General features: G+C 69.7%; 17 protein-coding genes. 9 read left to right on the top strand and 8 right to left on the bottom strand.

The annotated features are described in order from the left end of the window. Positions 1-160: 160 nt before the first annotated feature. From ACIRRY_RS08915 to ACIRRY_RS08925, 3 genes are read left to right on the top strand one after another with little or no spacing between them, the layout of a single operon-like run. Positions 161-1,564, top strand: a complete 1,404-nt coding sequence (locus tag ACIRRY_RS08915; protein WP_403969499.1) for a glycosyltransferase family 4 protein — start codon at positions 161-163, stop codon at positions 1,562-1,564. Further along, positions 1,558-2,292 (top strand): class I SAM-dependent methyltransferase, encoded by a 735-nt coding sequence (locus ACIRRY_RS08920; protein WP_403969502.1) that lies wholly within the window; start codon positions 1,558-1,560, stop codon positions 2,290-2,292. The genes ACIRRY_RS08915 and ACIRRY_RS08920 overlap by 7 nt, the downstream gene beginning before the upstream one ends. Further along, positions 2,289-3,356, top strand: coding sequence for a prenyltransferase (locus tag ACIRRY_RS08925; RefSeq protein WP_403969505.1), 1,068 nt, complete (start codon positions 2,289-2,291; stop codon positions 3,354-3,356). Before ACIRRY_RS08920 ends, ACIRRY_RS08925 begins: the two co-directional genes overlap by 4 nt. A gap of 138 nt (positions 3,357-3,494) precedes the next feature. Here the strand turns inward: ACIRRY_RS08925 and ACIRRY_RS08930 are convergent, their stop codons facing one another. Further along, a complete protein-coding gene (locus ACIRRY_RS08930) occupies positions 3,495-3,785 on the bottom strand; it encodes a hypothetical protein (protein WP_403969508.1) in 291 nt (96 codons plus the stop codon). 162 nt (positions 3,786-3,947) lie between these two features. On the opposite strand from ACIRRY_RS08930, the gene ACIRRY_RS08935 reads away from it, so the two are divergent. Next, positions 3,948-4,526 (top strand): hypothetical protein, encoded by a 579-nt coding sequence (locus ACIRRY_RS08935; RefSeq protein WP_403969510.1) that lies wholly within the window; start codon positions 3,948-3,950, stop codon positions 4,524-4,526. Here the strand turns inward: ACIRRY_RS08935 and ACIRRY_RS08940 are convergent. The 3 genes from ACIRRY_RS08940 to ACIRRY_RS08950 form a co-directional block, all read right to left on the bottom strand. Further along, the gene (locus ACIRRY_RS08940) at positions 4,523-5,527 is read right to left on the bottom strand and encodes an LLM class F420-dependent oxidoreductase (RefSeq protein WP_403969513.1); all 1,005 of its coding nucleotides are present in this window, start codon (positions 5,525-5,527) and stop codon (positions 4,523-4,525) included. The genes ACIRRY_RS08935 and ACIRRY_RS08940 overlap by 4 nt on opposite strands. A gap of 119 nt (positions 5,528-5,646) precedes the next feature. Next, positions 5,647-6,429, bottom strand: a complete 783-nt coding sequence (locus tag ACIRRY_RS08945) for a hypothetical protein (protein WP_403969516.1) — start codon at positions 6,427-6,429, stop codon at positions 5,647-5,649. A gap of 86 nt (positions 6,430-6,515) precedes the next feature. Further along, positions 6,516-7,433 carry an N-acetylmuramoyl-L-alanine amidase gene (locus ACIRRY_RS08950; RefSeq protein ID WP_403969519.1) on the bottom strand — a complete coding sequence of 306 codons (918 nt, stop codon included), beginning with the start codon at positions 7,431-7,433 and terminating at the stop codon, positions 6,516-6,518. A 119-nt stretch (positions 7,434-7,552) separates the two neighbouring features. On the opposite strand from ACIRRY_RS08950, the gene ACIRRY_RS08955 reads away from it, so the two are divergent. Continuing rightward, positions 7,553-8,530 carry an alpha/beta fold hydrolase gene (locus ACIRRY_RS08955; RefSeq protein ID WP_403969522.1) on the top strand — a complete coding sequence of 326 codons (978 nt, stop codon included), beginning with the start codon at positions 7,553-7,555 and terminating at the stop codon, positions 8,528-8,530. A gap of 2 nt (positions 8,531-8,532) precedes the next feature. Here ACIRRY_RS08955 and ACIRRY_RS08960 read toward each other — a convergent pair whose 3' ends face one another. After that, positions 8,533-9,183, bottom strand: a complete 651-nt coding sequence (locus ACIRRY_RS08960) for a class I SAM-dependent methyltransferase (protein WP_403969525.1) — start codon at positions 9,181-9,183, stop codon at positions 8,533-8,535. 137 nt (positions 9,184-9,320) lie between these two features. Continuing rightward, complete coding sequence (locus ACIRRY_RS08965; RefSeq protein WP_403969527.1) at positions 9,321-11,054, bottom strand: MFS transporter; 1,734 nt, start codon at positions 11,052-11,054, stop codon at positions 9,321-9,323. Between the two features lie 210 nt (positions 11,055-11,264). Here ACIRRY_RS08965 and ACIRRY_RS08970 point away from each other — a divergent pair, with 210 nt between their 5' ends. The 4 genes from ACIRRY_RS08970 (at position 11,265) to ACIRRY_RS08985 (ending at position 15,667) form a co-directional block, all read left to right on the top strand. After that, complete coding sequence (locus tag ACIRRY_RS08970; protein ID WP_403969530.1) at positions 11,265-12,461, top strand: lipid-transfer protein; 1,197 nt, start codon at positions 11,265-11,267, stop codon at positions 12,459-12,461. Positions 12,462-12,536: 75 nt separating this feature from the next. Next, positions 12,537-14,237: an MFS transporter gene (locus tag ACIRRY_RS08975; RefSeq protein WP_403969533.1), complete on the top strand. Its 1,701-nt coding sequence runs from the start codon at positions 12,537-12,539 to the stop codon at positions 14,235-14,237. Positions 14,238-14,288: 51 nt separating this feature from the next. Then, on the top strand, positions 14,289-14,837 hold the full coding sequence (locus tag ACIRRY_RS08980) for a SigE family RNA polymerase sigma factor (RefSeq protein WP_403969536.1): 549 nt from the start codon (positions 14,289-14,291) through the stop codon (positions 14,835-14,837). Next, complete coding sequence (locus ACIRRY_RS08985) at positions 14,837-15,667, top strand: hypothetical protein (protein WP_403969538.1); 831 nt, start codon at positions 14,837-14,839, stop codon at positions 15,665-15,667. The genes ACIRRY_RS08980 and ACIRRY_RS08985 overlap by 1 nt, the downstream gene beginning before the upstream one ends. Before the next feature lie 237 nt (positions 15,668-15,904). Here ACIRRY_RS08985 and ACIRRY_RS08990 read toward each other — a convergent pair whose 3' ends face one another. Together ACIRRY_RS08990 and ACIRRY_RS08995 are read right to left on the bottom strand one after the other, a co-directional pair. Continuing rightward, positions 15,905-16,789, bottom strand: a complete 885-nt coding sequence (locus ACIRRY_RS08990) for a helix-turn-helix transcriptional regulator (RefSeq protein WP_403969541.1) — start codon at positions 16,787-16,789, stop codon at positions 15,905-15,907. A 36-nt stretch (positions 16,790-16,825) separates the two neighbouring features. Continuing rightward, the gene (locus ACIRRY_RS08995; RefSeq protein WP_403969544.1) at positions 16,826-17,632 is read right to left on the bottom strand and encodes an SDR family oxidoreductase; all 807 of its coding nucleotides are present in this window, start codon (positions 17,630-17,632) and stop codon (positions 16,826-16,828) included. Between the last annotated feature and the right edge of the window lie 234 nt (positions 17,633-17,866).

Genomic DNA, 17,866 nt, shown 5'->3' on the forward strand with positions numbered 1-17,866 from the left:
GCAGGGCGTCGGCCGTGGTGTGAATCACCTGATCCACTTCTCCGAGGGCCCGTACCGGCCGGTAGATTCAGAACCTCCTGGACGATCAAGTCTGAAACTTGTTCTAGATTAGCGTCCCGGCGTAATCTCGCGGGACAGTGCAGGCAGAAGGGGGCTCAGAGTGACCGCTGAGGCCAGTCAGGCGGGTCCCCAGGAGGACTCGGCAGGCGGTGGGGGTCCCTCCCGGTCGAGCGAAGTCGAGAGTGGGGGAGAGCGACCGCTCCGTATCGCACTCCTCACCTATAAGGGGAACCCGTTCTGCGGGGGCCAGGGCGTCTATGTCCGCCATCTCTCCCGCGAGTTGGCCCGTCTCGGCCACCGCGTCGAGGTCATCGGATCGCAGCCCTACCCCGTGCTCGACGAGGGCTACGACGGCATCTCCCTGACCGAGCTGCCCTCGCTCGACCTCTACCGCTCCCCGGACCCCTTCCGCACCCCGAAGCGCGACGAGTACCGGGACTGGATCGACGCCCTCGAAGTCGCGACGATGTGGACCGGCGGCTTCCCCGAGCCGCTCACGTTCTCGCTCCGCGCCCGCCGCCATCTCCGCGCCCGGCGCGGCGAGTTCGACATCGTGCACGACAACCAGACGCTCGGCTACGGGCTGTTGGGCGACGTCGGCGCCCCGCTGGTGACGACGATCCATCACCCCATCACCGTGGACCGGCAGTTGGAGCTGGACGCGGCGGAGAACTGGCGCGGGCGCATGTCCAAGCGCCGCTGGTACGCGTTCACGCGGATGCAGAAGCGCGTCGCCCGCCGCCTCCCCTCCGTGCTCACCGTCTCGGGCACCTCGCGCCAGGAGATCATCGACCACCTCGGCGTCCGCGACGACCGCATCCACGTCGTCCACATCGGCGCCGACACGGACCTGTTCTCCCCGAACCCCGCGATACCCCAGGTCCCGGGCCGGATCGTGACGACCTCCAGCGCGGACGTCCCCCTCAAGGGCCTCGTCCACCTCGTCGAGGCCCTCGCGAAGGTCCGCACCGAACACCCCGACGCCCACCTGATCGTCGTGGGCAAACGCCCCACGGAGGGCCCGGTCGCCCAAGCCGTCGAGCGCTACGGCCTCGAAGGCGCCGTCGAGTTCGTCAAGGGCATCTCGGACGCCGAACTCGTCGACCTGGTCCGCTCGGCGGAGGTCGCCTGCGTGCCCTCGCTGTACGAGGGTTTCTCGCTCCCGGCGGCGGAGGCGATGGCCACGGCCACGCCGCTCGTCGCCACGACGGGCGGGGCGATCCCGGAGGTCGCCGGACGCGACGGCAAGACCTGCCTGGCGGTACCGCCGGGTGACCCGGGCGCGCTGGCGACCGCCCTGAGCCGCCTGCTGGCCGACCCGGCACTGCGGGCCCGGCTCGGCGCGGCGGGCCGCGAACGCGTCCTGGCCCGCTTCACCTGGGCGAAGGCCGCCGAGGGCACGGTGGCCAGGTACCGCGAGGCACTCCCCGGCGCCACCACCGCTCCCTCCCCCTCCCCGACCAGTGTTACCGGCGTCTATCCCGAAAGCAGGGCCTCGTGCTGACCGTCGACTTCTCCCGGTTCCCGCTCGCCCCTGGCGACCGTGTCCTGGACCTCGGGTGCGGCGGTGGGCGGCACGCGTTCGAGTGCTACCGGCGAGGTGCACAGGTCGTCGCCCTCGACCAGAACGCCGAGGAGATCCGCGAGGTCGCCAAGTGGTTCGCGGCGATGAAGGAGGCCGGCGAGGCCCCGGCCGGCGCCACCGCCACCGCGATGGAGGGCGACGCGCTCCAACTCCCCTTCCCCGACGAGTCGTTCGACGTCGTGATCATCTCCGAGGTGATGGAACACATCCCGGACGACAAGGGCGTCCTCGCCGAGATGGTCCGGGTCCTGAAGCCCGGCGGCCGCATCGCCATCACCGTCCCGCGCTACGGCCCCGAGAAGGTCTGCTGGGCCCTGTCCGACGCCTACCACGAGGTCGAGGGCGGCCACATCCGCATCTACAAGGCGGACGAACTCCTCGCGAAGATCCGCGAGTCGGGCCTCGAGCCGTACGGGACCCATCACGCGCACGGGCTGCACTCGCCGTACTGGTGGCTGAAGTGCGCGTTCGGCGTGGACAACGACAAGGCGCTGCCCGTGCAGGCGTACCACAAGCTCCTGGTCTGGGACATCATGAAGAAACCGCTCGCCACCCGGGTCGCCGAACAGGCGCTGAACCCGCTGATCGGCAAGAGCTTCGTGGCATACGCGACCAAGCCGCACCTGCCGCTGGCGGAGACCAAGTGACCACTCCCCGGACAGAACACCTCGTCCTGCCCGGGGTCCTCACCGCGGAGGAGGCCGCCGCGACCGTCGCCGGCATCCTCGCCGTGCAGCGGGAGGACGGGGCGATCCCGTGGTTCCGGGGCCATCACCTCGACCCGTGGGACCACACCGAGGCCGCGATGTCGCTCGACGCGGCGGGCGAGCACGAGGCCGCCGACCGGGCGTACACCTGGCTCGCCCGGCACCAGAACGAGGACGGCTCCTGGTACGCGGCCTACGCCGACGGAGACCCGCACGAGGTCACCGACCGGGGGCGCGAGACCAACTTCGTCGCCTACATAGCCGTAGGCGTGTGGCACCACTACCTCGCGACCGGCGACGACACGTTCCTGGACCGGCTGTGGCCCACGGTGTTCGCGGCGGTCGAGTTCGTGCTCCGTCTCCAGCAGCCGGGCGGGCAGATCGGGTGGAAGCGCGAGGACGACGGCACGGACACGACGGACGCGCTCCTCACCGGCTCCTCCTCCATCCACCAGGCGTTGCGCTGCGCCCTCGCGATCGCCGAACAACGTGAAGAGCCCCAGCCCGACTGGGAGTTGGCGGTCGGCGCGCTACGACACGCGATCCGCCGCCATCCGGAACGGTTCCTGGACAAGGGGCGCTACTCGATGGACTGGTACTACCCGGTCCTGGGCGGCGCGTTGACCGGTACGGAGGCCAAGTCCCGGGTGGAGGACGGCTGGAGCCGGTTCGTCGTCCCCGGTCTCGGGGTGCGCTGCGTCGTCCCCAACCCGTGGGTGACAGGGGGTGAGTCCGCCGAACTCGCCCTGGCGCTGTGGGTGTTGGGCGAGTCCGACCGTGCGCTGGAGATTCTCCAGTCCATCCAGCATCTGCGTGACGCGGAGACCGGGCTGTACTGGACGGGGTATGTCTTCGACGACGGGGCGGTCTGGCCGCGGGAGTTGACCACGTGGACCGCCGGGTCGTTGCTGCTCGCGGTGGCTGCGCTGGGGGGCCATGACGCGACGTGTGCGGTGTTTGGGGCGGAGCATCTGCCGAACGGGCTGGATCCGGATTGTTGCTGAGTGCGGCCCGGTGGGGGCTGGTCGCGCAGTTCCCCGCGCCCCTAAAAGACGGGCCGTTCAAGCCGACCTGCTTTTAAGGGGCGCGGGGAACCGCGCGCTCAGCCCCCACCGGGCCGTAGACGAAATCCGGCCCGTTGCTCAGCGATTGACCCGGTTCGCGATCGCATGCCCGATGAACAGGTACACCACCGCAGCCAAGCCATAACCGCACACAACCCTCGCCCACGCCTCGTCGAACGTGAACAGGTCCCGGGACCAGCCGGCGAGCCAGTTGGCCGAGCGGTGGACGAACTGCACGAGATCGTTCGCGCGGTTGGCGTCCAGGAGGTACATCAGAATCCAGAGGCCCAGGATGAGGGCCATGATGTCGGCGATGATCACGATGACATTGCCGGCGGAATTCGAACCACGTCGGTAGTAGGGGGACATGGGAACCGGATTGCCGCTTCCGGCCGTATGAAACCCGGCCGCTTCAAACCCGAACCGCCCGGATGGAACCCGAACGGCCGTGCCGGGTGGCGCGCGCGGCCGGTCCGGGCGAGGCTGCCGGGGTAAGGACACCCACTCGGGGAGAACACCCCGGAGGACCCCGTGCCCGTACCGATACGGCGCCTCTTCGTGGCGCTCACCCTGTGCTGCGCCCTGCTCGCCGGTGCCACGGCCTGCGGCAGCGCCACCGATGACGCCACGCAGGACACCGCGGCCGTGGTGGCCGCGGTCGCCGCCGCCACCCCGAGCCCCAGCACCTCCGCCGAACGGCAGAAGTTCGCCAAGACCCGCTTCGTCGCGAACGCGGGCCTCGCCGCCGGTGCCACCTACCAGTGGATCGTGAAGCCCTGGAAGGCGGGCAAGTTCAAGAAGGGCGCGAGCGGACGCAGGTTCGCCCTCGTCAAGGCGGGCCTCGCGGGCGCGTTCGCGTACAACCGGCTCAAGGCGGCCACCAAGAACGCCAAGGGCGACCCCACGCTCGCCAAGGCGGTCGCCCCGCTCAGCGCCGGCATCGACTCGCTGAAGGACCTGCCGTCCAAGCTGCGCAAGGGCGACTCGACCGACGCGACGGCGAGTTCCTTCGACGACATCATCAACAAGGTCAAGGACGCCGGGAAGAGCGCCGGTGCCGAGGTGACCGAAAAGGTGCCGTCGGCCGGGCAACTGGCGGGCGGGAACTAGGAGTTCAGTTCGGCCAGCACCCGCAGCGTATGCGGGTCGGGCGCAAGGGCCAGCAGGTCCGTCACCGGGCCCTTGCGCCACAACTCCAGCCGCTCCGCGATCCGTTCACGCGGCCCGACGAGCGAGATCTCGTCGGCGAACGCGTCCGGCACGGCGAGCACGGCCTCCTCCCGGCGACCCGCGAGGAACAACTCCTGTATCCGCCGGGCCTCTTCCTCGTACCCCATGCGCGCCATCAGGTCGGCGTGGAAGTTGCGGGCTGCGTGCCCCATCCCGCCGATGTAGAAGCCGAGCATCATCTTCACCGGGAGCAGCCCTTCGGCGACGTCGTCGCACACCTTCACCTGCGCCATGGGCGCGACGAGGAAGCCCTCGCGGAAGGTGGTCGTGCCGTAGACCTCGGGCCGGCTCGGCGACCAGTACAACGGCAGCCATCCGTCCGCGATCGCCGCCGTCTGCGCCACGTTCTTCGGCCCCTCCGCGCCGAGCAGCACGGGCAGGTCCGAACGGAGGGGGTGGGTGATGGACTTGAGCGCCTTGCCGAGCCCGGTCCCGTCCGCGCCCCGGTACGGATGCGCGTGGAAGCGCCCGGCCACCTCGACCGGCGCCTCCCGCCGCAGCACCTGCCGTACGACCTCGACGTACTCCCGGGTCGCGGTGAGCGGTGACTTGGGGAACGGCCGTCCGTACCACCCCTCCACGACCTGCGGCCCGGACAGCCCGAGGCCGAGCAGCACGCGCCCGCCGGAGAGATGGTCGAGGGTGAGCGCGTGCATCGCGGTGGTGGTCGGGGAGCGGGCCGCCATCTGCGCAACGGCCGTCCCCAGCCTGATCGTTGACGTCTGCGCGGCGATCCAGGTCAGCGGGGTGAAGGCGTCGGACCCCCACGACTCGGCCGTCCACACGGAGTCGTACCCGAGCCGCTCGGCCTCCCGGGCCAGCGGCACATGATCGGCGGAGGGCCCGCGCCCCCAGTACCCGAGTGCGAGACCGAGCCGCATATCGCCTCCACAGCAAAGGAACTGACGGCATGTCAGCAAACCGTTCGACGGCTGCGACTGTACGACAACGGCCCCCCACCCGGAAGGGCGAGGGGCCGCGGTCGACGCTGGGGAGGGGCTCAGCCGCGCTGGATCCCCGAGGTGTCCTGGAGGACGCCACGACGGCCGTCCTGGGTCTGCGCGACCAGCGCCGGACCGCGCTGCTCGACGGCCAAGTACCAGGTACCCGGCGCCAGTTCGGCGATCGGCGCCGGCGAACCGTCCTCCGCGAACAGCGGCCGGGCCACCGGCACCGCGAACCAGAACGGCGAGAAGTCCCCGGCCGGCACCGGCGCGGGCTGCCCGAACGGCTGGGCGGCCTGCGCCTGTTGCGGCGGGGTGCCGTACGAGGGCTGCTGCGGCGCACCGGCACCAGGAGCACCCGGGTAGCCGTAACCACCGGGCGGCTGGGCGCCGTAGGGCTGCGGGGCGGCCGGCTTGGGGGCCGGGACGAGGGCGGCCTGGAGGGGCGGGACCAGCGGGCTCGCGACGGCCGCGCCTGCCAGCACGAGGGCCGCGAGGAAGCCGAGGATGAGACCGGAGGAGGCGCTGATGCCGGACGGGACATCCACCAGGGCCCAGAACTGGATCCACGCGACGAGCACGGTGAACGCCACGCCGACCGCGCCCAGGTCCAGCCCGACGAGCTTCAGGGGCTGGGGCAGGCAGCGGCTGACGACGATCAGGGCGGCGCCGATGACTCCGCCCATGTAGACGCCGAGACCGGTGTCGAGGTTCTCCCACGCGTTCGGCGCGTCTGAGTAACCCGCAGCGGAGTACAGGGGGAGGAACGACGCGATGAAGAGCAATACCGCTGCTCCGATCACCACGCCGTCGCCTCGTGTGAGGGAGCGGATATTCACTTCAGGTCCTTCGTAGGTCGTCTCGTCGTCGGTTGACCCTATCGTCCACCTTGCCTGGGTGTCCGCCCGGATCAGCCCGCTGATCGCTACCCGCGCAGGAAACTCACGATTCCCTCAGAGATCCCCTGCGCCGCCTTCTGTCGCCAGGCGCTGTTCGTCAGCAGTGCCGCGTCATTGCTATCGCGCATGTTGCCGCACTCGATGAACACCTTGGGAACCGTTGACAGATTGAGACCGCCCAGGTCCTCACGCGTGACGAGACCGGTGCCGTCGCCGACGTAGTTGGAGAGCTGTTCGCCCGTCGCCCGAAGGTAGTCGGTCTTGATGCCGCGGCCGAGAAGAGCGGAGGGGCCGACGATCGCACGGGTGTCGGCGGAGCCCGCGTGCACCGAGGCGGGCAGGATCACATGGAAGCCGCGGTCGCCGGCGGCGGCACCGTCCGCGTGGATGGAGATCGCGGCGTCCGCGTGCGCGTCGTTGCCGATCTTCGCGCGCTGGTCGACGCAGGGTCCCCAGGCGGGGGAGTCGCCGTCGTGCGTCAACTTCACCGTGACGCCCTGCTGTTCGAGCAGCGTCCGCAGCCGGTGGGACACGTCCATCGTGAACTGGGCTTCCGAATAACCCGCGTTGGTCGACGTCCCGGTCGTGTCGCACTCCTTCCAGTTCGTGCCGATGTCCACCTTGCGGTTGATCTCGGCGGTGTGCTGGAAGTTGGTGATGTTGTGCCCCGGGTCGATGACGACGACCTTGCCCTTGAGGGGGCTGGGGTTCGGCGGCTTGTCGTCGTTCGACGCGGTACCCGTCGGGGACGCGGGCGCGCCCGACGCCGTGGCGGACGAATGGGCGGCCGCGCTGCCCGAGTCACCGCCCGGACTGGCCACCGCCTCATAGACGAACCATCCGATCAGTGCCCCCGGGACCAGCGCGGCCAGCGCCACGGTCAGGGGCCCTCGACGGGGACGGCGGGGTTGCGGGGAATCGAAGTCCGGACCTACGTACGACACGGGAGTCACCCTAGCCGCCACCCGGAGCGGGTTTGCCGAAGCGGCAACAAGAGTCGTGGGCGCGCCGGGATCGGGCGCAGGATCGTCGGACCGGCCCCCGTCACGGAGGACTCGTCACCATGGTCAAGAACGTCACGCATCGGCTCGTCCCGGCCCCCGCCGGCCGTATCCACCTGGTGGAACAGGGCACCGGCCCCCTGGTCCTGCTGGTGCACGGCTTCCCGGAGTCGTGGTACTCCTGGCGCCACCAGCTCCCCGCGCTGGCCGCGGCGGGACACCGCGTGGTCGCCGTCGACGTGCGCGGCTACGGCCGCTCGTCGAGGCCCGAGGACGCGTCGGCGTACCGGATGCTCGACCTCGTCGAGGACGCCGTGGCCGTGGTGCACGCGCTCGGCGAGCGGTCGGCGGTGATCGTCGGGCACGACTGGGGTGCGGGCATCGCCGCCCACTCCGCCCTCCTGCGGCCGGACGTCTTCCGCGCCGTAGGACTGCTGAGCGTCCCCTACGCCCCGCGCGGCGGCCCGCGCCCCAGCGAGATCTTCGCCGGGATGGGCGGGGACGAGGAGTTCTACGTCTCCTACTTCCAGCGGCCCGGCCGGGCCGAGGCCGAGATCGAACCCGACGTGCGCGGCTGGCTGGCCGGTTTCTACGCCGCGTTCTCCGCCGACACGATGCCCGCACCCGGCACGCCCGACCCGCACTTCGTGACCCGGGAGGGCGGGACACTGCGCGACCGTTTCCCGGCGGCGACCGAACCGCCCGCCTGGCTGAGCGAGACCGAACTCGACGTCTACGCGGGGGAGTTCGAGCGAACGGGCCTGACCGGCGCCCTGAACCGCTACCGGAACATGGACCGCGACTGGGAGGACCTCGCCGACCACGACGGCGCACCCATCACCCAGCCGTCCCTGTTCCTGGGCGGTTCCCTGGACGCCTCCACCACCTGGCTGTCCGACGCGATCGCCGCCTACCCGGTGACCCTGCCCGGCCTGCGCGGCTCGCACATCCTGGAGGGCTGCGGGCACTGGATCCAGCAGGAGCGTCCCGCGGAGGTCAACGAGCACCTGGTCAAGTGGCTGGCCGGGCTGCCCAGTTGACCTCAGATGCCGGTACCGGTACGCCGTAGGACACGCAGGGAGCCGGTCGCCGAGACCTCCGTGAACGCGCCGGACTCCAGGGCCCGCAGATACACGCGGTAGGGCGCCTGGCCGGTGAACTCGTCCTCGACGACCGGGAACACGTCATGGATGACGAGCAGCCCGCCCTCGGCGACATGGGGCGCCCACCCCTCGTAGTCACCGTTCGCGTGCTCGTCGGTGTGCCCGCCGTCGACGAAGACGAGCCCGAGCGGGGTCCCCCAGATCCGGGCGACCTGCGGCGACCGCCCCACCAGGGCGACCACGTGCTCCTCCAGACCCGCCCGGTGGAGCGTCCTGCGGAACGTGGGCAAGGTGTCCATCAGCCCGATCTCCGGGTCGACGGTCTCCACGTCGTGGAACTCCCACCCCGGCTGCTGCTCCTCACTGCCCCGATGATGATCGAGCGTGAGCACGGTGACACCGGTTTCGCGGGCGGCATCGGCGAGGAGGATCGTGGACCGCCCGCAATACGTCCCGACTTCGAGCAACGGCAGCCCGAGCCCCCCGGCTTCTACGGCAGCGGAGTACAGGGCGAGCCCTTCGTCGACCGGCATGAACCCTTTCGCTGTCTCGAACGCGGCGAGGATTTCGGGCTTGGGTGCCAGGGGCATGGCGGTTCCTTCGGTACCGGCGACTTGTGAGCGCCGCCAGGCTACGTTCCTTCAGGGGCGCGGGGCTGTGTCGATTTGCGGCTCCGCCGCGTGGGCGCGACCAGCCCCCACGCACCCGCAGAAGACAACGAACCCGATTACGCGCTGACAGTCTCACCGGGCAACGAAAGATCCAGGTCAACCGTGACGGAGTCCCCCGCGTGCGACGCAGAAGAGGCAAGCGGCCCATGCCCAGCCGCCCGCGCGGCCAGCACATACGCCCCCTCCGACGGCACAGCGAGCGCATAACTCCCGTCCTCGGAGGACAAGGTGGCCCCTGCCTGCCGCCCACGACGGTCGATCAGCGTGACCTTGGCACGGGCGACAGGTGACCCGTCGGCGCCCAGAACCCGCCCCCGGAACCCCCGCAGGATCTTCTCCGCTCGCTCAAGGACGGCTTCCTCGTCGCTGCTGAAGTTCAACTGCTGCGCACGGTTCGGCTTGGGAAGGAACAGCGCCATCACCAGACCGACGGCAACCGCACCCGTGGCGATCAGGAACGACACCCGGAATCCATGCATCGTCGGGACCGCGACCCCGCCCACATGGTTCGCGGTGTTCGCCAGCACCATCCCGATCACCGCACTGGAGACGGACGTACCGATGGACCGCATCAGGGTGTTGAGCCCGTTCGCCGCACCGGTCTCCGACGCCGGCACCGCACCCACGATCAACGCGGGCAGCGACGAGTACGCGAGACCGATACCCGCACCCAGCACGACCGCGATGACCAGGCTCTGCCAGGCCGCGCTCATGAGGCCGATGCCCGCGCCGTAGCCGATGCCGATGATCAGCATGCCGAGGATCAGGGTGACCTTGGGGCCGTACTTCGCGGAGAGACGGGCATAGACGGGGGCGGTGAACATCATCGTCAGGCCCAGCGGCGCGACCAGCAGACCGGCGGAGACCATCGACTGGCCGAGGCCGTAGCCGGTGGACTTCGGGAGCTGGAGGAGCTGGGGCAGGACGAGGGAGACGACGTAGAAGGAGACGCCGACCATGATCGAGGCGAGGTTCGTGAAGAGGACCGCGGGGCGGGCCGTGGTGCGCAGGTCGACCAGCGGGGCCTTCAGGCGCAGCTCCATCACGCCCCACAGGAGCAGGACGGCGGCCGCGGCGGCGAACAGGCCGAGCGTGGTGCCGGAGGTCCAGCCCCAGTCGCTGCCCTTGGTGATGGGGAGCAGGAAGAGGACGAGACCGGCGGAGAGGCCGATCGCGCCGAGCACGTCGAAGGTGCCCTCGGCGCGCATCGGGGACTCCGGTACGACGAGGAGGGTGAGCACGATCGCGAGGACACCGAGGCCGGCGGCGCCGTAGAAGAGGGCGTGCCAGTCGGCGTGCTGGGCGACCAGGGCCGCGGCGGGCAGCGCGAGGCCGCCGCCGACGCCGATCGAGGAACTCATCAGGGCCATGGCCGAGCCGAGCTTCTCGCGGGGCAGCATGTCGCGCATCAGGCCGATGCCCAGCGGTATCGCGCCCATCGCGAAGCCCTGGAGCGCACGGCCCGCGATCATCGTGAGCAGGTCGCTGGTGAGGGCGCTGACCAGTGCTCCTACGACCATCACGGCCAGGCTGACGATCAGCATCCGGCGCTTGCCGTAGAGGTCGCCGAGGCGGCCCATGATCGGCGTGGCGACGGCTCCGGAGAGGAGTGTCGAGGTCAGGACCCAGGTGGCGTTGCTGGGCTCGGTGCTCAGCAGTTGCGGCAGGTCCTTGATGACCGGGACGAGCAGGGTCTGCATCACCGCGACAACGATGCCTGCGAAGGCGAGCACCGGCACGACGGCGCCGGACGGCCTCCGTGCGGGCTGGTCGGTCGACGTGTGCGTCATGAAGTGAGGCCTCCAGGCCGTGAGAGTGAGCCCTAGGTGTGAGCCGTAGGTGTGAGGTGATCCGTGCGGGATAAGTGCACGGTAAACCTCGTATGCATGGGCAACTATTCCGATGCTTCGGCGTACTAACGAATCCTTGACCGACCCGTGAATATCTGACCCTCTGTCAGCTCTGGCCATTTACTGAAACGTGTTCTAATCTCGCCCGCCATGAAGGCCTATGTCGCAGGCGTCGGGATGACGAAGTTCGAGAAGCCCGAGAGCCGGGAATGGCAGTACTGGGACATGGTGCGGGAGGCCGGGAACGCCGCCCTCGCGGACGCCGGGATCTCCTACGACGACGTGGAACAGGTTCCTGTCGGCTACTGCTTCCAGCCCTCGACCGCCGGCCAGCGCGCCGCCTATGAACTCGGTCTCACCGGCATCCCCGTCTACAACGTCAACAACAACTGCGCGACGGGTTCGACCGCGCTGATGCTGGCCCGGCAACTCGTGGAGGGCGGGGCGGCGGACTGTGTGCTGGCGGTGGGCTTCGAGAAGATGAAGAGGGGGGCGCTGGGCGGGGGTTCCGACGGCGGTGACTTCGCCACGTCCCCCGTCGCCCGGCACTACGGCATCATGGCCGCCCGGCACGGCTTCGAGATGACCCCGCCCACCGCGCAGATCTTCGGCGACGCGGCCCGCGAACACATGGAGAAGTACGGCACGACCGAGGCGCAGCTCGCCGCCGTCGCCGCCAAGAACCACCGGCACTCGGCCCACAACCCGTACGCCCAGTTCCAGGACGTGTACGACGTCGACGACATCCTCGCGGCCCGGGTCGTCCACCACCCGCTCACGAAACTCCAGTGCTCACCGACCTCGGACGGGGCGGCGGCAGCGGTCGTCGTCTCCGAACGCTTCGCGCGGGAACGCGAGTTGTTGTCGTCCCGCTCGCTCGTCGAGATCGTCGCCCAGGCGATGACCACCGACACCGAGGACTCCTTCGCCTCCGGTTCCTGCGTCGACGTCGTCGGACAGCCGATGTCCCGGGCCGCCGCCCGCCAGGTCTACGAACGGTCCGGACTCGGCATCGAGGACGTGGACGTCGTGGAACTCCACGACTGCTTCTCGATCAACGAGCTGCTGACGTACGAGGCGCTCGGCATGTGCGAGCCTGGGGAGTCCGGGAAGCTCGTCGAGTCCGGGGGGACGACGTACGGCGGGCGGTGGGTGGTCAACCCGTCCGGCGGGCTGATCTCCAAGGGGCATCCGCTGGGGGCCACCGGGATCGCCCAAGTCGCCGAGCTGGTGTGGCAGTTGAGGGGGACGGTGGGGGAGCGGCAGGTGCCGGGGGCCGAGGTGGGGCTCGCGCACAACATCGGGTTGGGCGGGGCGGCCGTGGTGACGTTGCTGCGGGCGGCGTAGGTCTGACGTAGGTCTTATGGCGGGCCCGTGGCTGGGGCGAAATGCCGATGCAAGGGGCACGGACCGGTTGAGAGTATGACGACCATGCACCGAGCCGCTGACGCCTCACCCTCACCCGCACCCTCCCGCTTCCGCGTCCGCTTCCGCTCCCGAACGTCCCGCCCGTCCCGGCGGGGCTCGGTACCGCCCGTCGCCTGGCTGGTCGTCGCGCTCGCCTGTGCGGGGCAGTTCCTCGTCGTCCTCGATGTGTCCGTCGTCAACGTGGCGCTGCCGTCGATGCGGACCGACCTGGAGATGAGCGCGTCGGGACTGCAATGGGTGGTCAACGCGTACGCCATCGCGTTCGCCGGGTTCATGCTCCTCGGCGGACGGGCCGGTGACCTCTACGGCCGTAAGCGGATGTTCCTGGTCGGGCTCGCCCTGTTCACCGTGGCCTCGCTGGCCGGCGGACTCGCCCAGGACGGCTGGCAACTGCTCCTCGCCCGGGCCGCGCAAGGGCTCGGCGCCGCCGTACTGGCGCCCTCGACGCTGACGATCGTCACGTCGGCGGTGCCGGAGGGCGCGGCCCGCGCCCGGGCCATAGCCACCTGGACGGCCGTCGGCGCGGGCGGCGGGGCCGCGGGCGGACTCGTCGGCGGAGTGCTCGTGGACACCCTGTCCTGGCGGTGGGTGCTGCTGATCAACGTGCCCGTCGGCGCGGTGCTGCTGCTCGGCTCGCTGCGCCGGCTCCCGGAGAGCCGGGCGGGCGACGGGCGGCGGCTCGATCTGCCGGGTGCCGTCCTGGTCACGGCGGGGCTTGGGGTGCTGGCGTACGGCATCTCGCAGACCGAGGCCCAGGGGTGGACGTCCACCGACACCCTGCTCCCGCTGGCCGCCGGACTCGCGCTGATCGTCCTCTTCCTTGTCGTCGAGGCGCGTACGGCGGCTCCGCTGATGCCGCTCGGACTGTTCCGGGTGCGGGCGGTGTCCTCGGCGAACGCGGGGATGTTCCTGTGCGGCTCCGCGATGTTCTCCATGTGGTTCTTCATGACGCTGTACGCGCAGAACGTCCTCGGGTACAGCCCGCTGGAGGCGGGGCTCGCGCTGGTGCCGAGTTCCCTGGCCGTTCTTGTGGGTTCCAAGGCGGCACCCCGTTTCATGCCGGTGCTCGGCGCGCGCAACGTGGCCGTGCTCGGGACGCTGGTGGCGGTGGTGGGCTTCGGGTGGCAGTCCCTGATGACGGTGCGGGGCGACTACCTGACCGAGATCATGTTCCCCGGAATCCTGATGATGCTGGGCGCGGGACTGGCAGCCACGCCGCTGGCCGCGCTCGCCACGTCCGGGGCCGCGCCGGGAGAGGCCGGCCTCGTCTCCGGGCTGGTCAACACCTCGCGCACGATGGGCGGTTCGCTGGGGCTCGCGGTGATGTCGACGATCGCGGCGGCGCGTACGGCGAGGAGCGGCGGCGGTACGGCGGAGGCGCTGACCGAGGGGTACGCGCTGGCGTTCCGGACGGGGGCGGGGGTGCTGCTCGGCGGGGTGGTGCTGATGGTGGTGTGGCTGCCGTGGGGCAAGGAGGCGGGGGTGCCTTCGGTGGCCGGGGCGGGTGCTGAGCCGGGGGTTGGTGTGGAGGCGGGGGTCGGTCTGGAGCGGGGGGTCGGTGTGGAGCGGGGGGTCGGCGTGGAGCCGGGGGTTGGTGTAGAGCCGGGGGTCGGTGTGGAGCCGGGAGTGGTTATCGAGGGTGTGGATCCGGCGGAGGCCGCTCAGGGTGCGGCTTCCACGAGTTTTGAGAAGTGAGGCAACGGTTCGGGCGGCTCATGGACTCCTTTAGACATCTAGGAGGTGCCCATGGGGGAGCGCAGGGAGGCTCGGGAGACTCGCGATGACGAGTTCCAGAGCTTTGTCATCGGCCGCTGGCCGCGGTTGTTGCGGACGGCATTTCTTCTGACGGGGGAGCAGCACACCGCGGAGGATCTGGTCCAGTCGACGCTTGAGCAGGTCTTCGTGGCCTGGCGCAAGGTTGGCTCGGCCGACGATCCGGAGGCGTACGTACGGCGCGTGATGATCAACGCGCACGCACGCAAACACCGCAGACGGCTCAAGGAGTTCCTGGCACCGAAGGACGACTCGGGCCTGGTGCGCGAGATCGCCGACACCGGTGACCGGATCGCCCAGGCCGAGGACCGCAGCACCCTGCTGAAGGCGCTGGCCCAACTGCCGCCGAGGCAGCGGGAGGCGGTGGTGCTGCGGTACTGGGAGGACCTGACCGAGACACAGACGGCCCAGGCGATGGGCTGCTCGGTCGGCGCGGTGAAGAGCAACGCGGCCAAGGGGATCGCGAAGCTCCGCGCCATACCGGGACTGGCCGAGACGGTGACGCAGGGAGGGCGGAAGTGATGAGCGCGGACCGGGAGACGAACCAGACCATGACGGACAGAGACATCGCCCTGCTGCTGGCCGACGCCGCGGACGAGGTCGAGATCGGTATAGCCCCCTACCAGGCGGTGATCCGGGGCGGCCGCAGGCGCCGGGCCCGCCGCTGGGCGCTCGCGACGGCCACGGCCCTGGTGATCGCCGGCACATCGGGCACGCTCGCACTGGCGGGGCTGCGCGACGGGAACGGGGTCGAGGTGTCGCCTGCGGTGACGCAGAAGTCGACAGCGCCGTCGACTCAGGAGCGGCATGTGTACGCGCCGCAGGAGACGATGCTCGCGACGGGCACCGAGAAGGGCGAGGAGTGGTACATCTCGGTCGATGTGTGGGGCGCTCCCCGCACCGAGGGGGAGGCCCAGGCCCAACTGCAGGCCATGGCCGGCCGTGACGAGCAGCCCTGGGACAAGGACCAGGCATCCGCACTGGTGGGCAAGACCACGTACTTCGTACGACGGACCTTCGGGAGCGAGGCCCCGAGTCTCCTGATGGGTGACTCGGCCTCTCGGCAGGACACCATGGCGGGCGAGGACCTCAAGTCGGGCGCGTCCACGCTGGACCCGAACAAGACCGACGGCCCCCAGCGGCTGGTGGTCGGCCATGTCGCCAAGACCGCGCGGGCGGTCACCTGCACCTGGAAGGACGGCTCGTCCACCGTGGCCCGCAGGGTGGCCGCGGGGGCCGACGTCAACAGCGACGAGGCGACGATCCGCCCGGCGGCCGGCTCCCCGGACAACTGGTTCGTGTGCGTCGCACCGGAGGGGAAGTCGTTCGACTCGGTGAAGGTGACGGAGTAGCAGTAAGCGTGCTCGTCCATGCCCGATCAAATAAGTGGAGAGTGCTTCTGACCTGCAACGATGGGACCTTTCTAGGGTCCTGTTGACTGCGCGGAAGGAAGCACTCTCCAGGTGAGCATGCGTATCGGGGTGTACCCACGTGTCCGCCTCGAGGGCGGTGGCAGCGGGGTGGTCTCGCAGGCCGGGGCAGTGCTGCTGGTCGGGGAGACGGACCCTGGTACGGCTGAAGGGGTTGGACTATCCGTTGTGTGCTTCGAGCTCGGTCGCCAGCGTCTGTTGGGTGGCCGCCCACGACGCCAGGAGCGCCACATTGTCAGCGGTCGGTGTGCCCGCGGGTGCGGTGTAGATATTGAGGTGCAGGCCGGGTTCGGCGGGCAGTTCCAGGGATTCGACGTCCAAGTCGAGCCGGCCCACGATCGGATGGTGCATACGCTTGCGGCCGGACCGGTGCAGCCGCACGTCCTGAGATGCCCACCGCTGCCGAAATAGCTCACTGCGCGTTGACAGTTCGCCGACCAGGGCGATCAGCTCCTCGTCGTGCGGATTGCGGCCGGCTTCCATGCGCAGCTTCGCGGCCACGCCACCGGCAACCTGGTCGTAGTCGACAAAGAAATCTCTGGCCGCCTCAGGGTTCAGATAGACGAACCGCGCTGTGTTCGCGGGCCGTCGCGGGTCGGCGAGTACCGGTGAATACAGCGCGCGAGCGAGTTGATTCATGGCGAGCACGTCATAACGGCCGTTACCGATCCAGGCCGGCGCATCGGAGACCGCGTCGAGCACCTGCTGCAGCGTCGAGCGCACCGTCACGGCAGGCTTGCGCCGGCGTGGGCTGCGGGGCGCCCTCGATTGGCGCGCGAGGTGGAACAGGTGGTCGCGCTCGGCCTCGTCGAGCTGCAAGGCAGAGGCCAACGCTTCGAGCACGCCGTCGGAGGCACCGGCGAGACTGCCGCGCTCCATGCGCACGTAGTAGTCGACCGATACCCCCGCCAGTAGCGCGACCTCCTCGCGGCGCAGACCTTTGACCCGGCGGTTGCCGCCGTAAGCGGGCAGGCCCGCCTGCTCGGGTGCGATGCGGGCGCGACGCGAGCTGAGAAACTCCCGGATCTCGGTGCGTAGATCCATCGCGGTTATCTCCTCACCGTAAGCCCGTCCCGCAGGCTAGTGGATATTTGTTGCGGTCGTTGCGGTGCCGCCGTCCACCGGGATGATGGCGCCCGTGAGGTAGGACCCGGCCCGGCTGGCGAGAAACACGGCGGCACCCGCCATGTCGTCGTCGCGGCCGACCCGGCGCAGAGGGGCCGCCGCCGCGATCGTGTCGCCGATGGCATCGAGAGTGGTCGCCATCATCTGCGACGGGAACACTCCCGGTGCTACCGCGTTCACCGTGATGTGCTGTGGGCCCAGCTCTCTGGCAAGCACCCTGGTGAGCTGATGGAGTGCCGCTTTGCTGCCGGCGTACGAGTAGTTGGGCGACGGGGCGACGTGGATGGCGGCGATGCTGCCGATGTTGATGATCCGTGCGGGATCATCGGCGGTGCCCGCCTTACGAAGTGCCGGGAGCAGTGCCTGCACCAGCCAGAACGGCGACTTGAGGTTGAGGTCGAGCACGGTGTCCCAGGCCTCGTCCGGGAACGTCTCCAGCGGCTCGCGCCACATCGCTCCCGCGTTGTTGACAAGGATGTCCAGGCGTTCCGAGTCGGCCTGGACAAGATCAGCGAGGCGCTGGCACTCGTCGTGCCTGGACAGGTCGGCGGGGATTGCCCGAACGTCGCCGAATTCGGACAGTAGACGCTGTGCCTCCGCGCACGTTTCCGCGTTGCGTGAGCTGATGACGACGCGGGCGCCCGCCTGGAGAAGTCCGCGCGCTATCATCATCCCAATTCCTCTGGTACCGCCAGTGACAAGGGCGTACTTTCCCCTCAGATCGAAAAGTTCTGTGTGAGTGGTGAACTGGTTATCCGCCATTGGTCTCCGTCAATTCTGTCGTAAAAGAATGTGCCGACACGGTCGCGTACTCGGGGCAGCTGAATTAAATGATGATGGTAAAGCTGCAGTGCGTTTCCATGGAGTGTCGTCGGCGCTTTCGGCTCGACCAGGTTGACAGGCGTTCGGAACATCGGGGAGACCCTGGTGATACAGGTACTGCCAGAACCCCCCATCCCTGGTGCGCGGAGTCCGGATCACCCCGGCTTGATTCCC

The organism is Streptomyces sp. NPDC101776 (assembly GCF_044766845.1).
Taxonomy (GTDB): domain Bacteria; phylum Actinomycetota; class Actinomycetes; order Streptomycetales; family Streptomycetaceae; genus Streptomyces.

Coding starts and splice junctions, on each gene's coding strand:
- ACIRRY_RS08930 (WP_403969508.1), bottom strand. CDS start 3,785: ATGTCCCCCTACTACCGACGTGGTTCGAATTCCGCCGGCAATGTCATC.
- ACIRRY_RS08940 (WP_403969513.1), bottom strand. CDS start 5,527: ATGCGGCTCGGTCTCGCACTCGGGTACTGGGGGCGCGGGCCCTCCGCC.
- ACIRRY_RS08955 (WP_403969522.1), top strand. CDS start 7,553: ATGGTCAAGAACGTCACGCATCGGCTCGTCCCGGCCCCCGCCGGCCGT.
- ACIRRY_RS08960 (WP_403969525.1), bottom strand. CDS start 9,183: ATGCCCCTGGCACCCAAGCCCGAAATCCTCGCCGCGTTCGAGACAGCG.
- ACIRRY_RS08965 (WP_403969527.1), bottom strand. CDS start 11,054: ATGACGCACACGTCGACCGACCAGCCCGCACGGAGGCCGTCCGGCGCC.
- ACIRRY_RS08970 (WP_403969530.1), top strand. CDS start 11,265: ATGAAGGCCTATGTCGCAGGCGTCGGGATGACGAAGTTCGAGAAGCCC.
- ACIRRY_RS08975 (WP_403969533.1), top strand. CDS start 12,537: ATGACGACCATGCACCGAGCCGCTGACGCCTCACCCTCACCCGCACCC.
- ACIRRY_RS08980 (WP_403969536.1), top strand. CDS start 14,289: ATGGGGGAGCGCAGGGAGGCTCGGGAGACTCGCGATGACGAGTTCCAG.
- ACIRRY_RS08985 (WP_403969538.1), top strand. CDS start 14,837: ATGAGCGCGGACCGGGAGACGAACCAGACCATGACGGACAGAGACATC.
- ACIRRY_RS08990 (WP_403969541.1), bottom strand. CDS start 16,789: ATGGATCTACGCACCGAGATCCGGGAGTTTCTCAGCTCGCGTCGCGCC.
- ACIRRY_RS08995 (WP_403969544.1), bottom strand. CDS start 17,632: ATGGCGGATAACCAGTTCACCACTCACACAGAACTTTTCGATCTGAGG.